This window comes from Streptomyces sp. NPDC048389 (assembly GCF_040706335.1).
Taxonomy (GTDB): Bacteria; Actinomycetota; Actinomycetes; order Streptomycetales; family Streptomycetaceae; genus Streptomyces.
This window is the reverse complement of sequence record NZ_JBEZKP010000038.1, coordinates 1-13882: the sequence shown is the minus strand read 5'-3', so window position 1 is coordinate 13882 and position 13882 is coordinate 1. Positions and strand designations below refer to the sequence as shown.

The window sequence follows — 13882 nt, the reverse complement described above, 5'->3', positions numbered from 1 at the left end:
ATGGCCGTGCTCGGCTGGCTGGACCGCTCCGGCGACCAGCTCACCTTCTACCTGCGGGCCCTGCTGTGGATCCCGAAGACCCTGCGCCGCTATCTGCGCGAGGTCCAGCGTCTCCTCGCCGAGGTCGCGTTCGGCAGCGGCGGCCTCGGCGTCATCGGCGGCACCATCGGCGTGATGATCGCGATGACCCTGTTCACCGGCACGGTCGTCGGCCTCCAGGGGTACGCCGCCCTCAACCAGATCGGCACGTCCGCCTTCACCGGTTTCGTCTCCGCCTACTTCAACACCCGTGAGATCGCCCCCCTCGTCGCGGGCCTCGCCCTCTCCGCCACCGTCGGCGCCGGCTTCACCGCCCAGCTCGGCGCGATGCGGATCAACGAAGAGGTCGACGCCCTCGAGGCGATGGGCGTGCGTTCCATGCCGTACCTCGTCACCACCCGCATCATCGCGGGGGTCGTCGCGATCATCCCGCTGTACGCGATCGGACTGCTCAGCTCCTACCTCGCCTCCCGCTGGATCACCGTCCTGTTCAACGGCCAGTCCGCGGGCACCTACGACCACTACTTCAATCTCTTCCTCTCCCCGGACGACGTGCTGCTGTCGATGCTCAAGGTGCTGATCTTCAGCGTGATGGTGATCCTCGCGCACTGCTACTACGGCTTCCGCGCGAGCGGCGGCCCCGCCGGTGTGGGCGTGGCCGTCGGCCGCTCCGTACGCAACGCGATCGTGCTGATCAGCCTGACCGACTTCTTCCTCTCGCTCGCCATCTGGGGTGCGACCACGACGGTGAAGGTGGCCGGATGACCGCGCGGACGGCAAGAAGACGGCTCGCGGGCGTGGCCTTCCTGCTCGTGCCCGTACTGCTCGTATGGCTCTCGGTGGCCGTCTACGAGAAGAAGTTCACCGACGACGCCACCGTCACCGTCCTCACCGGCGCGGTCGGCAACGAGATGCACAGGGGCGCGGAGGTGAAGCTGCGCGGCGTCGTCATCGGCGAGGTCCGCGGCATCAGCGCCGACGGCACCGGTGCGCGGCTCACACTCGCGCTGGAACGGGACGAGCTGAGGCGCGTACCGGCCGACGTCACCGCGCAGATGCTGCCGACGACTCTGTTCGGGGAGCGCTTCGTCGCGCTCGTACCGCCTGCCCGCAACCCGTCGGTACAGACCCTGCGGGCGGGGGAGACCATCACCCAGGACCGCTCCGCCAACGCCATCGAGCTGGAGCAGGTCCTCGACAACGTGCTGCCGTTGCTGACCGCGGTCAAGCCGGAGAAGCTCTCGGCGACCCTCACCGCCGTCTCCCAGGCCCTCCAGGGCCGCGGCGACCGGCTCGGCGACACCCTCGTCACCCTCGACGCGCATCTGAAGAAGCTGAACCCCCATCTGCCGGTGCTGAACCGGGACATCGCCCACCTGGTCGAGGTCGGCCACCTCTACGCGGACGCCGCGCCCGACGTGCTCCAGGCGCTCACCGACTTCACCACCACCAGCGGCACCATCGCCGACCGGCAGGCCGCACTCGCCGGCCTCTACGGCGCCACGACCAAGTCCGCGCAGGACCTCACCTCCTTCCTCCACAAGAACCGGAGCAACCTGATCCGGCTGGCCGCCGACGGCCGGCCCACCCTGGAACTCCTCGCCCGGTACTCGTCCACCTTCCCGTGCACCCTGCGCACCCTCGCCGGATTCGTGCCCGCCATGGACAAGGCCCTCGGCAAGGGCACCGACGAGCCGGGCCTCCACGTGGACGTGACGAGCGTGCCCTCCCTCGGCGCGTACGTGCCCGGCACGGACGCCCCGGCCTACGGCAGCGGCGGCGGCGGCGGACCGCACTGCTACGCCGTCCCCTACACCGGCCGGCCCGCCCCCACCGCGGCGTCCGCCGCCACCGAGAACCTCGGACTGCCCAACTCGCCGCAGGAGAACCGGCTCGTCAACGAACTGATGGCCCCGGAGCTGAAGAAGACCCCCACCCAGCTGCCCGACTGGAGCAGCGTGCTGACCGGCCCCGTCTACCGCGGTGCGGAGGTGACGCTCAAGTGAAGCGCCGCAGCCTCGTGGGACCTCTGATCAAGTCCCTCGCGTTCATCGTGGTGACGGTTCTCGCCACCACCGTCCTCGCGTTCTCCATCGCCAACACCTCGGTCGGCGACACCGCCCCGTACAAGGCCCGCTTCACCGATGTGACGGGGCTCGTCGCCGGTGACAGCGTCCGGGTCGCCGGGGTGAAGGTCGGCCAGGTCGAATCGGTGAAGGTCGTCGACCGCCGCGTCGCGGAGGTCGCCTTCAGCGTCCGCAAGGGCCGGGCGCTGCCCGCGTCGGTGACCGCCTCCGTCAAGTACCTCAACATGGTCGGCCAGCGCTACATCGACCTCGACCAGGGGGCCGGTCCGGTGGGCCGCAGCTTCCCGCCCGGGGGCACCATCCCGCTGGAACGCACCACCCCCGCCCTCGACCTCACCCAGTTGTTCAACGGCTTCCAGCCGTTGTTCGAGGGCCTGTCGCCGGGCGAGATCAACGACCTCGCAGCCTCCATCGTCCAGGTCCTCCAGGGCGAGGGAGGCACCGTCGACAGCCTCCTGAGGCACGTCGGATCACTGACCGGCACCGTCGCCGCCAAGGACAGGGTGATCGGTGAGGTCGTCAAGAACCTCAGCACCGTCCTCAAGACCGTCAACGACCGCGAGGCGGGCTTCGACGAGCTGGTGATCACCCTTCAGAAGCTGGTCAGCGGATTCTCCGGCGACCGGGAACCGCTCGGCGAGGCCGTCGCGGCCATGGGGGACCTGACCACCGTCACCGCCGGTCTTCTGAAGGACGGACGGGCACCGCTCAAGAAGGACATCGCCGAACTCGGCCGGCTGTCCCGGCAACTGGACAAGGGGGCACCGCAGATCGAGAACTTCCTGGCGAAGACGCCCGCCAAGATGCAGGCCGTCACCCGTATCGCCTCCTACGGATCGTGGCTCAACCTCTACCTCTGCGAGGCCCGGGTCACCGGCGTCGCCACCTCCGACGGCAGCCCGGCGCCCACCGGCATCGGCATCACGGAATCGAGGTGCCGCGGATGAGTACCGCCCGCTTCCGCGCCAAGTCCGTGCAGGAACGCAACCCCGTCGCCGTCGCTCTCGTGGGGCTGCTCGTCCTGGCACTGCTCGGCATCACCGCGTACAAGGCCGACGCCCTGCCGTTCGTCGGCGGCGGCACCGGCTACACCGCCGACTTCACCGAGGCGGCAGGACTCGACGAGGGCGACGAGGTCCGCATCGCCGGCGTCAAGGTCGGCGAAGTCACCGCCGTCGCCCTCGCCGGAGCCAAGGTCAGGGTCTCCTTCAAGGTCAAGGGCGCCTGGATCGGCGACTCCAGCACCGCGGCCATCGCCATCAGGACACTCCTCGGGGAGAAGTACCTCGCCCTCGACCCGCTCGGCACTCGCGCCCAGGACCCCGCGGAGCCCATCCCCACCAGCCGCACCACCTCACCGTTCGACGTCACACAGGCCCTCAACGGCCTCGGCGAGACCATCGGGAAGATCGACACCGCGAAGCTCGCAGAGAGCTTCGACGCGATCAACGACACCTTCAAGGACTCGCCCCCGAACGTCCGCAACGCCGCGACCGGACTCTCCGCCCTGTCGAAGTCCGTGTCGAAACGCGACGCGCAGCTGGCCGAACTGCTCAAGGGCAGCAGACAGCTCGCCAAGACCCTCGACGGCAAGAAGAGCAGCTTCGAGACGCTGCTCGAGGACGGCAATCTGCTGCTCGGCGAGATCCAGGCCCGACGGGACGCCATCCATGCCCTGCTCACCGGTACCACGAGCCTCGGCACCCAGCTCTCCGGCGTCGTCGAGGACAACAAGCGGCAGCTGAAACCCACCCTCGACGCGCTCGGCAAGGTCACCGCCGTCCTGCTGAAGAACCGCGCGAAGCTGGACCGGACCCTCGCCCTCGCCGGGCCCTACTACCGGCTCGTCGGCAACACCCTCGGCAACGGACGCTGGTTCGACACCTACGTCTGCGGACTCGTCCCCAAGAACTACCTGCCCGCCGGTACCCCCCCGGCCACCGGCTGCATGCCCCCCAAGGTGACCGCGAAGGGCGGTGGATCGTGAACCTGAGACGCGTCGTCGGCATCGGCGCCGGCCTCGCCGTCGTCGCGGTCGTCGGGACCGCGGGCGCGAGGGCGCTCCAGGAGTCCCATTCGACCCGGATCACCGCGTACTTCGACCGCACCACCGGCGTCTACGAGGGCTCCGACCTGCGCGTCCTCGGAGTGAAGGCCGGCACGGTGGAGACCCTACGGCCCCAGGGCGACCAGGTGAAGGTGACCCTGCTGCTCGACGAGGACATCGAGGTGCCGGCGGACGCGCACGCCGTCGTCGTGGCACCCAGCGTCGTCGCCGACCGCTACATCCAGCTCGCGCCCGCCTACACCGGCGGCGAGCGCATCCGCGACGGCGCGGTCCTGCCCGCCGAGAGGAACGCCATGCCGCTGGAGGTCGACCAGCTCTACGCCTCGATCACCGAACTCGGCACCGCGCTCGGCCCCGACGGCGCCAACGCCGACGGCGCGCTCGCCGGCCTCCTCGACACCGGCGCGGCCAACCTCAAGGGCAACGGCAAGGCGATCGGCGACTCCATCGAACAGTTCGGCAAGGCGGCCAGGACCCTCGACGGCAGCAGCGGCGACCTGTTCGCCACCCTCTCCCATCTCCAGTCCTTCACCGCCATGCTGAAGAAGAACGACGCCGGCGTCGCCAAGGCGGAAAGGCAACTCGCCTCCGTCACCGGCTTTCTGGCCGAGGACAAGGAGAACCTGGGCGCCGCCCTGAAGGAACTGGGCACCGCACTGAAGCAGGTCAAGGGCTTCATCCAGGAGAACCGCGGCAGCCTCAAGAAGAACGTCGACGCGCTCGTCCCGCTCACCCGCACGCTCGTCGACCAGCGGGCCTCGCTCGCCGAGGCGATGGACACCGCTCCCCTCGCCGCCGGCAACGCGCTGAACGCCTACGACCCGGTGAACCGCACCCTCAACGGCCGCGCCGACATCAACGAACTCGGTTTCGGACCCGAGATCACCGTCCCGCCCGGCGCCGAGCCCCTTGCCGGACTCGTCCCCGTGGACGGTGCCCGGCAGCAGGCCCTGCCCGCCCTGCCGCTGCCACCGGTCGGCACGGTCTACGGGACCCCCGAGAAGCGGAAGGGGGACTCCCGTTGAGAGGCACCCGAACCGGCCGGCGCCGCGCGCCCGCCGTCCTCGCCCTGGCCCTCGGCATCGGCATGACCGCGGGGGAATGCTCGGTGCCCGCCTTCTCCGGGCCGGAGCAACTGCCGCTGCCCGGCGGCGCGGACCTCGGCGACCATCCGTACGAGATCACCGCCGAGTTCGCCGACGTACTCAGTCTCGTCCCGCAGTCGTCGGTCAAGGTCAACGACGTCGCCGTGGGCCGCGTCACCGGAATCGCACTCGACGGGGACGGCTGGACGGCGAAGGTCACCATGCGCGTCAACGGGGACGTGAAGCTGCCCGCCAACGCGTACGCCCACCTCGAACAGTCCAGCCTCCTCGGCGAGAAGTACATCCAGCTCACCCCGCCGCCGAAACCCGCCGCAGCCCGGGGCGCCCTCAGCGACGGTGCGGCCATCCCGATGAGCCGCACCAACCGCAACCCCGAGGTCGAAGAGGTCTTCGGCGCGCTCTCGCTCCTCCTCAACGGCGGTGGCGTCCAGCAGATCAGGACCATCGCCACCGAACTCAACAAGGCGATGACCGGCCGCGAACCGAAGATCCGCTCCATGCTGAAGCAGGTCGACAAGCTCGTCACGAGCCTCGACGCCAACAAGGAGAACATCACCGCCGCCCTCGACGGAGTCAACCGGCTCGCCGCCACCCTCGCCACCCGCAAACATCAGGTCGGCACCGTCCTCACCGGACTCAGCCCCGGCCTCAAGGTACTGGAGGAGCAGCGCGGCTCGCTGCTCACCATGCTGCGCGCCCTGGGCACCCTGTCCGCCGTCGCCGTCGACACCATCGACAGGGCGAAGGCCGACACGGTCGCGAGCCTGAAAGCTCTGGCCCCCACCCTCAAGGCGCTCGCCGACTCCGGCCAGGACCTGCCCGACTCCCTTCAGGTGCTGCTCACCTACCCGTTCACCGACGAGGTGCTGCGCGGCGTGAAGGGCGACTACCTCAACGTGTACCTCGATGTCACGGCCGTACCCGGCACCACGATCATCCCCGAGTTCGTCCCCGACGACGAGCCCGCCGCCGCGCGGGCGGGCGGCGGCGCGCCCCTGCCGCTGCCGTCGCTCACCGGCACGGGTGGAGGAACCCGCTGATGCTCACGCTCGCCATCCGCCTCAAGAACATCGCCTTCCTCGTCATCGCCGTCCTCGTCCTCGGCTTCGTCGGCGTCCGCCACGCAGACCTCGGCCACTGGGCCGGCATGCGCGACCACTACCGCGTGCGGGTCCAACTCGACCACACCGGCGGCCTGTTCACCCACTCCAACGTCACCTACCGGGGCGTGTCCGTCGGCCGGGTAGGCGACATCGACCTCACCGAGAAGGGAGTCGAGGCGGAGCTGCGCATCGACTACGACGCGCCGCGCATCCCGGCCGACCTGGAAGCCGTGGTGGCCGGCCTCTCCGCCGTGGGCGAGCAGTACATCGACCTGCGGCCGGCCGGAGACAACGGCCCCTACCTGAAGGACGGGTCGGTCATCACCCGGGCGGACACCCGGCTCCCGGCCCCCGTGACCGACGTCCTCACCAGCGTCGACGACCTCGCCTCCTCCGTCGACCTCGAGTCCTTGCGCACGGTCGTCGACGAATTCGGCACGGCACTGAACGGCCGCGGCGACGACCTCCAGGTGCTCCTCGACAACGGCAGCGACTTCGTCCGCGCCGCCGACGAGGCACTGCCCGTCAACACCCGGCTCATGATCGAGGGGGAGACCGTCCTGCGCACCCAGATCGAACACGGCCGGGCGCTGAAGGACTTCGCCGGCGGCGCACGGGAACTCGCCGCCCGGCTGAAGAGCTCCGACACCGACCTGCGGGCACTCATCGCGGCGGCCCCCGACGCCGCCGGACAGATCAGCGGACTGCTGCGCGACCTCGACCCGGCCTTCGGCGTCGTCGTCGCCAACCTGCTGACCACCTCGCAAGTCGCCGTCACCCGGCAGAACGGCATCGAGGAACTGCTCGTGAGACTGCCCGCCGTCGCCGCCGCCGGCTCGACCGCCGTCACCGACAAGGGGGCGAGGTTCGGTCTGTCGGTCACCTTCTTCAAGCCGCTGCCCTGCACCGACGGATACGAGGAGACCGTCTACCGCAACGGCCTCGACACCTCTCCCGCCACAACGACCAGCACCAGGGCCCGCTGCACGTCACCACCGAGCAGCGGAAGGAACGTCCGCGGCAGTGCCAACGCACCCACCGGCGGCCCGGTGCCCGACCCCGTACAGCCCGGCTCCCTGCCCGGTGCGTCTCCCGGTGTGGGTGTGGGTGCGGGTGCGGGTGCGGGGTCAGGTTCGGGACGGGGAGGCAAGGGCGGCCCGGCGGCGGTGCTGCCGGGGGTGCTCCATCTGCCCGCAGTGACCGGCCCCGCCCCGGGTATGGGCGGGCTGCTGGGACTGGAGGTCGCGCCATGACCCGCGGCAGACCGGCCGCGTCCCTGGCGGTCGTCGCGATGGCCCTGGCGTTCTTCGTGTTCGGCGCGTGGACCTACGCGCAGGCGGAGGGCGACGAGTCCCTGGCCTACGCCGCCTCGCGCGACACGGCGCTCGCCGAGGGCAAGGAGCGTGTCGAGACCCTCACCAGCTTCGACGCGGAGCAGCCGGAGGCGGGCCTGCGCCGTTGGCTGGACGCCGCAACCGGGCCGCTGCGCGAGGAACTGAAGCGGGCGAAGACGAAGAGCGGCCCGACGACGCGGGCGGAGGTCACCGACGCGGCACTGACCGCGCTCGACGACCGGGCGGGCACCGCCGAGCTGATCGCCACGGTCGAGGTCGCCACGCGGCAGACCGGCGGCGCGGGGCCCGGGACCCTTCGGAAGCGGCTGGAGGCCACGCTTGCCCTGACCGCCGACGGCTGGAAGATCCAGTCGCTGGCGGCCGTACCGGTCGGAGGGGTGTGACGTGCGCGTCGAGCAAGATGCCGAGGTGACGGCCGAGGCGGAAGAGCCCGGTACGCAGCCGGGCGACGGGCTCCCGTCCGACGACGGCCCCGGCCCTCGCGCGACGCGGCGACGGCAGGCCCTCGTGGTCGTCGCCGTGGCACTGGTGGTGGGCGGAGCGCTGTTCCTTCTGCGGGCAGCCCAGTTGACGGGCGCTCCCGCGGCGGACAACCGGGCGCTCACCGACACGGAGGCCACCGCCCGGGTCACCGGCGACGTCGGCAACGCGCTGACCGCGGTCTTCTCGTACCGGCCCGGCCACACCGACGCCACCCGGGCTTCGGCGCGCGAACTGCTCGCCGGCAAGGCGGCCCGGCAGTACACGGAGCTGTTCGGCCAGGTCGAGAAGCGGGCCGCCGAACAGAAGCTGACGCTCACCACTCACGTCGTACGGGTCGGAGTGACGCGTCTGACCGGCGGCAGCGCGCGGCTCCTGGTCTTTCTCGACCAGGTGTCGCAGCGGCAGGGCGGCGCGCCCGCCACCGCTCCCGCGCAGCTGTCCGTCACGGCCGAACTCGACGACGGGCGCTGGCGGATCGTCGGCATCGCATCCCGCTGAAACCGAAGGGAAGGGAACATGGCACGTGCCCGCACACGCACCCGTGTGACGAGGAACCCGCTGGTCGCGGCAGCTCTCGTGCTGACCGTCGGTGCAACCGGCCTCGCCGCGTGGGGAGGCTGGTCCTGGTACGGGGCCGCGAACGACGACTCCCTGGCCTTCGCGCAGAAGCGCGACGAGGTGCTGGCCGCCGGCCGCCAGGCGGTGCAGAACATGAACACCCTCGACCACCGCGACCTCAAGGGAGGACTCGACACCTGGGAGGACTCGGCAACCGGGGACCTGCACCGGCAACTGGTCGACGGACGAAGCCGGTTCGAGCGTCAGATCCAGGAGTCCGGAACGGTCACCAGCGCCAAGGTGCTGTCCGCGGCCGTCACCGAACTCGACGACCGGGCAGGGCGGGCGAGTGTGATGGTCGCCCTGCGGATCACGGTGACCGCGCCCAAGGGCGAACCGGCCCGCAAGGAGAGCCGGATGCTCGGCGAACTGACCCGTACACCGGAGGGCTGGAAGCTCAGCGCCCTCGGCCAGGCGCCCGTCGGCAACACCGCGGCCGAGTAACCACCGAGAGGACCCCGGACATGTCGACGACGCGTCACCTCATCAACAGGCAACGCAGGTTGGCGACGGCCGCCTCGGCCGCCGAACGCGGCGGCGGGAGTGAGGCCGTCGCGCCGGTCGCGACCGTGGCCGCCACCGACACCGCCGCCGAGACAGGGGGCGCGCCCCCGGAGGCGGGCGGCCTCCGGACCGCCACGGCGCCGGCGGACGGGCGGACCGGGGGCCGGCGACCCTTCGCGAAGCGCCTCCCGGGGCGTTCCCCGGGACGCGCGTCGGCCGGAGGGACGGCCGGAGGGACGGCTGCGGAGACGGCTGTGGAGGAGGCCGCCGCCGAGGCGACCGTGGAGCCGACCGCCGAGCCAACGGCCGAGGACGCGGGTGACGGCGGCGGCCTGCGGGCCGGCGGCCGCCGCGCACGGCTCCTCGCCGTCCTTGCCGTGCTCACCTTCCTGCTCGGCGGCTTCGCCGCCTTCGCCGCCACGCGCGCCGGCGACCTGCGCGACACCCCCGCCGCACGCAACACCGCCCTCACCGACATCGCCCGGACCAGCGAGGTCAAGGGCCGGGTCACCGAGGCGGTGGAGGCCGTCTTCTCATACGACTTCGCCGACGCGGGAGCGCTCGACCTGGCCGCCGAGAAGCATCTGACGGGCCGGGCGGTCGAGCAGCACGACGAGATGCTCGCCGCCGTCCGCAGGGAAGGGCAGAAGCAGAAGCTGGTGCTCACGACCACCGTCACCGCAGGCGGCGTCGAACTCCTCGACGGTGACCGGGCCCGCGTCCTCCTCTACGCCGACCAGAGCAACACCCGCACCGCCACGAAGGAGGAGACGACGTACGCCGCCGCGATGCTCGCTGTCGACGCCGTGCACGAGGGCGGCACCTGGCGCATCGCCGGGTTGGACACCTTCGGAGCCGCGTCATGAGGCCGGTGAGGAAACGGACGCGCCGTGGACTGGCCGGTACCGCGGCGGCCGTTGCCGCCATGGCGGCGCTCACCGCCTCGCAGGCACCCGGGACGCCGGTGTTCCCGCCCGCGGCCCGGAACGACGACAGGGCGGCGGGCAGAAGTGGTTGGCCGGTGGCACCCAACGACGACTCGTACCACACCGAACTGCCGCCGCTGCGTACGCCGGCCCCGCCCGCCGCTCCGCCGACCGGCCCGGCTCCCGTCGACCAGCCGGCCCGGTTCCGGGCGGAGGCCGGCATCCCGGCGACCGTGCTGGCGGCGTACCGCAACGCGGAGGCGCGGACCGGGCACGGCGATCCGGGCTGCCGTCTGCCGTGGCAACTGCTCGCCGCCATCGGCAAGGTGGAGTCCGGCCACGCACGCGGCGGCCGTGTCGGGTCGAGTGGCACGACCCTGACACCCATTCTGGGCCCGGTCCTCGACGGCAACGGCTTCGCACACATCCTCGACACCGACAACGGCGCCTGGGACGGCGACACCCGCTACGACCGTGCGGTCGGGCCGATGCAGTTCATCCCCTCCACCTGGGCGAACTGGGGGCAGGACGCGAACGGGGACGGCCGCAGGGACCCGAACAACATCCACGACGCCGCCCTCGCCGCAGCCCGCTACCTCTGCGCGGGTGACCGGAGCCTCGCCGTCAAGGTTCATCTGGACCGGGCCATCCTCAGCTACAACCACTCGCAGGCGTATCTGCGCACCGTGCTCGCCTGGTTCGACTTCTACCGCCAGGGCGTCCACCCGGTGGCCGACGGCAAGGGCGTGGTACCGGTCAGTCCGGGGGCCGGTGGGAAGAGCCCGGCGAAGGAGCCCGTCGGCGGGGACGGCGACGCGGACGGCGGCGAGATCATCATCGGTCCGCCGCCGGGCTCACCGTCCCCGGCCCCGTCACCGACCGCCGTTCCCAGGCCGTCACCGGACCCGAGCGACGGCCCCGACCCGAGCCCCGATCCCGACCCGGACCCGAGCGACGGCCCCGACCCGGACCCGAGCCCGGACCCGAGCCCGGACCCGAGCCCGGACCCGTCTCCCGATCCCACGCCGGACCCCACATCGGATCCGGACCCCACGCCGGGTCCGGACCCCACACTCGACCCCAGCCCCACACTCGACCCCAGCCCCACACTCGACCCCAGCCCCACACTCGACCCCAGCACCTCATCCACCCCGAGCCCCGCCCCGTCGGTCCCCGACTCGTCGGATCCCGCCCTCGCCTCCTGCGCCTCGGACTGCCCTGCGCCGCCACCCTCCGAACCGTCCCCCGAGCCCTCCGCTCCGGCGTCCTCGGCACCGCCCAGCCCGAGCGCTGGTGCGACTGGCCGCTGAAGGGGCGGCCTGCTCACCCTCCCGAGGGGGTCAGCACCTCGCTCAGGTCGTAGCTCACCGGCTCCTCCAGCTGTGCGTACGTGCAGCCGGCGGGCTCCCGGTCGGGCCGCCATCTGCGGAACTGCGCGGTGTGCCGGAAGCGGTCGCCCTCCATGTGGTCGTAGGCCACCTCCACCACCCGCTCCGGAGCCAGCGCCACCCAGGACAGGTCCTTCTTGCCCGACCAGCGGCTCGGGGCACCAGGCAGCCTGGCGCCCGCATGGGCGCTGTCCTCAGCCCAGGCGGCCCACGGATGCCCGTCCACCGGATCCATCCGCAGCGGCTCCAGCTCCGCCACGAGCTCCTCGCGCCGCCGCATCGAGAACGCCGCGCAGACCCCCACGTGCTGGAGCGCTCCCGAGTCGTCGTACAGCCCGAGCAGCAGCGAACCGACGATCGGGCCGCTCTTGTGGAAGCGGTAGCCGGCGACGACACAGTCGGCGGTCCGCTCGTGCTTGATCTTGTACATCAACCGGACGTCCGGCCGGTACGGCAGATCCAGCGGTTTGGCGATCACACCGTCCAGGCCGGCCCCCTCGTATCGCTCGAACCACTCGCGCGCGACCTCGATGTCGGTGGTCGACGGCGCGAGATGCACGGGCGGGCGGGCGCCCGCGAGCGCCTGGGTGAGCAACTCCAGCCGGGCGCCGAGCGGCGCGTCCAGCAGCGACTCGTCGCCGAGCGCGAGTACGTCGAAGGCGATGAAACTTGCGGGTGTCCGTTCGGCGAGCATTCGCACCCGGGAGTCGGCGGGGTGGATGCGCTCGGTGAGTCTGTCGAAGTCCAGCCGCCCGTCGTGCGCGATGACGATCTCTCCGTCGACGACGCAGCGGTCCGGCAGATTGGCCGCCAGCTCCGCGGCCAGTTCGGGGAAGTATCTCGTGAGCGGCTTGCCGGTACGGGAGCCGATCACCAGCTCGTCGCCGTCGCGGTGGACGATGGCCCGGAAGCCGTCCCACTTCGCCTCGTAGTGCATCCCCGGCGGGATCTTCTTCACGGACTTGGCCAGCATCGGCTTCACAGGCGGCATCACGGGCAGATCCATAGGGCGATTCTGCCCGATATGCGGCCTTGCCGCCCTCGGCCTACGGTGGCGCACATGGGTGCAGCGGTGGAACTGGAAGCAGGCGGTCGGACCGTACGGGTGTCCAATCCGGACAAGATCTACTTCCCTGCGCGGGGCTTCACCAAGCTGGACGTGGCGCAGTACTACCTGGCTGTGGGCCCCGGCATCCTCCGGGCACTGCGCGAGCGGCCCACGACGCTCGAACGCTATCCCGACGGCGTGGAGGGCGAGTCGTTCTTCCAGAAGCGCGTCCCCAAGTACCTTCCCGACTGGATCCCCACCGCGCACATCTCGTTCCCGAGCGGGCGGACCGCCGACGAGATGTGCCCCACCGAGGTCGCCGCCGTGATCTGGGCGGCCAACCTGGGCACCCTCCCCTTCCACCCCTGGCCGGTCCGCAGGGATGCCGTCGACCACCCCGACGAACTGCGCATCGACCTCGATCCGCAGCCCGGCACCGACTTCGAGGACGCCGTCCGGGCGGCCCACGAACTACGCGCCCTGCTGGACGAGTACGGCCTGCGCGGCTGGCCCAAGACGTCCGGCGGCCGGGGCGTGCACGTCTACGTGCCGATCGAGGCCCGCTGGGAGTTCACCGGCGTGCGCCGCGCCGCGATCGCGGTCGGCCGGGAGCTGGAGCGGCGGATGCCGGGGCGCGTGACCACGGCCTGGTGGAAGGAGGAACGTGGCGAGCGGATCTTCGTCGACTACAACCAGACCGCGCGCGACCGCACGATCGCCTCCGCGTACTCGGTACGTCCCCGGCCACACGCCCCGGTCTCCGCGCCGCTGCGCTGGGAAGAGCTCGACGACGTCTCGCCGTTCGACTTCGACATCGCCACCATGCCGGGCCGCTTCGCCGAACTGGGCGACCTGCACGCGGACATGGACGAGCACGCCTTCTCGCTGGAGAGCCTGCTGGAGCTCTCGCGCCAGGACGAGCGCGACCACGGCATGGGCGATCTGCCCTATCCGCCGGACTATCCGAAGATGCCGGGCGAGCCGACCCGCGTCCAGCCGAGCCGCGCGAAGAAGCCAACCACCTGACCTCGCCGCCCGCGCCCGTCGCCGCGCCACTCACGGGCTTCGGCGGGCGCCGCGCACCGAGCCCGGCACGGGTGCCCCGCCGCCGCTGCGCGCGCCCGGCCCTCGGCCCGCCGGGGTCCCGGCGGCTGCCC

14 protein-coding genes are annotated in these 13882 nt (G+C 71.6%); 13 read left to right on the top strand and 1 reads right to left on the bottom strand.

The genetic code is table 11. From position 1 onward, the window contains the following. The 12 genes from AB0903_RS23580 (at position 1) to AB0903_RS23525 (ending at position 11599) form a co-directional block, all read left to right on the top strand. Complete coding sequence (locus AB0903_RS23580; protein ID WP_366705818.1) at positions 1 to 804, top strand: ABC transporter permease; 804 nt, start codon at positions 1 to 3, stop codon at positions 802 to 804. Beyond that, positions 801 to 2045 carry an MCE family protein gene (locus tag AB0903_RS23575; RefSeq protein ID WP_366705816.1) on the top strand — a complete coding sequence of 415 codons (1245 nt, stop codon included), beginning with the start codon at positions 801 to 803 and terminating at the stop codon, positions 2043 to 2045. The genes AB0903_RS23580 and AB0903_RS23575 overlap by 4 nt, the downstream gene beginning before the upstream one ends. Continuing rightward, positions 2042 to 3073, top strand: coding sequence for an MCE family protein (locus AB0903_RS23570; protein WP_366705814.1), 1032 nt, complete (start codon positions 2042 to 2044; stop codon positions 3071 to 3073). The genes AB0903_RS23575 and AB0903_RS23570 overlap by 4 nt, the downstream gene beginning before the upstream one ends. After that, the gene (locus AB0903_RS23565; RefSeq protein ID WP_366705812.1) at positions 3070 to 4113 is read left to right on the top strand and encodes an MCE family protein; all 1044 of its coding nucleotides are present in this window, start codon (positions 3070 to 3072) and stop codon (positions 4111 to 4113) included. Before AB0903_RS23570 ends, AB0903_RS23565 begins: the two co-directional genes overlap by 4 nt. Then, the gene (locus AB0903_RS23560; RefSeq protein WP_366705810.1) at positions 4110 to 5219 is read left to right on the top strand and encodes an MlaD family protein; all 1110 of its coding nucleotides are present in this window, start codon (positions 4110 to 4112) and stop codon (positions 5217 to 5219) included. The genes AB0903_RS23565 and AB0903_RS23560 overlap by 4 nt, the downstream gene beginning before the upstream one ends. Positions 5220 to 5281: 62 nt before the next feature. Further along, the gene (locus AB0903_RS23555) at positions 5282 to 6340 is read left to right on the top strand and encodes an MCE family protein (protein ID WP_366705912.1); all 1059 of its coding nucleotides are present in this window, start codon (positions 5282 to 5284) and stop codon (positions 6338 to 6340) included. Then, positions 6340 to 7656 carry an MlaD family protein gene (locus tag AB0903_RS23550; protein WP_366705808.1) on the top strand — a complete coding sequence of 439 codons (1317 nt, stop codon included), beginning with the start codon at positions 6340 to 6342 and terminating at the stop codon, positions 7654 to 7656. Before AB0903_RS23555 ends, AB0903_RS23550 begins: the two co-directional genes overlap by 1 nt. After that, positions 7653 to 8141, top strand: coding sequence for a hypothetical protein (locus tag AB0903_RS23545; RefSeq protein ID WP_366705806.1), 489 nt, complete (start codon positions 7653 to 7655; stop codon positions 8139 to 8141). Before AB0903_RS23550 ends, AB0903_RS23545 begins: the two co-directional genes overlap by 4 nt. Before the next feature lies 1 nt (position 8142). After that, the gene (locus AB0903_RS23540) at positions 8143 to 8739 is read left to right on the top strand and encodes a hypothetical protein (RefSeq protein WP_366705804.1); all 597 of its coding nucleotides are present in this window, start codon (positions 8143 to 8145) and stop codon (positions 8737 to 8739) included. An 18-nt stretch (positions 8740 to 8757) separates the two neighbouring features. Then, on the top strand, positions 8758 to 9303 hold the full coding sequence (locus tag AB0903_RS23535) for a hypothetical protein (protein WP_366705802.1): 546 nt from the start codon (positions 8758 to 8760) through the stop codon (positions 9301 to 9303). Between the two features lie 20 nt (positions 9304 to 9323). Further along, positions 9324 to 10229 (top strand): hypothetical protein, encoded by a 906-nt coding sequence (locus AB0903_RS23530; RefSeq protein WP_366705800.1) that lies wholly within the window; start codon positions 9324 to 9326, stop codon positions 10227 to 10229. Beyond that, on the top strand, positions 10226 to 11599 hold the full coding sequence (locus AB0903_RS23525) for a lytic murein transglycosylase (protein ID WP_366705798.1): 1374 nt from the start codon (positions 10226 to 10228) through the stop codon (positions 11597 to 11599). The genes AB0903_RS23530 and AB0903_RS23525 overlap by 4 nt, the downstream gene beginning before the upstream one ends. Before the next feature lie 13 nt (positions 11600 to 11612). Here AB0903_RS23525 and AB0903_RS23520 read toward each other — a convergent pair whose 3' ends face one another. Then, positions 11613 to 12683: an ATP-dependent DNA ligase gene (locus AB0903_RS23520; RefSeq protein ID WP_366705796.1), complete on the bottom strand. Its 1071-nt coding sequence runs from the start codon at positions 12681 to 12683 to the stop codon at positions 11613 to 11615. A 54-nt stretch (positions 12684 to 12737) separates the two neighbouring features. Between AB0903_RS23520 and ligD the strand changes: the two genes are divergently transcribed. Further along, positions 12738 to 13751 (top strand): non-homologous end-joining DNA ligase, encoded by a 1014-nt coding sequence (gene ligD / locus AB0903_RS23515; RefSeq protein WP_366705794.1) that lies wholly within the window; start codon positions 12738 to 12740, stop codon positions 13749 to 13751. Positions 13752 to 13882 lie beyond the last annotated feature (131 nt).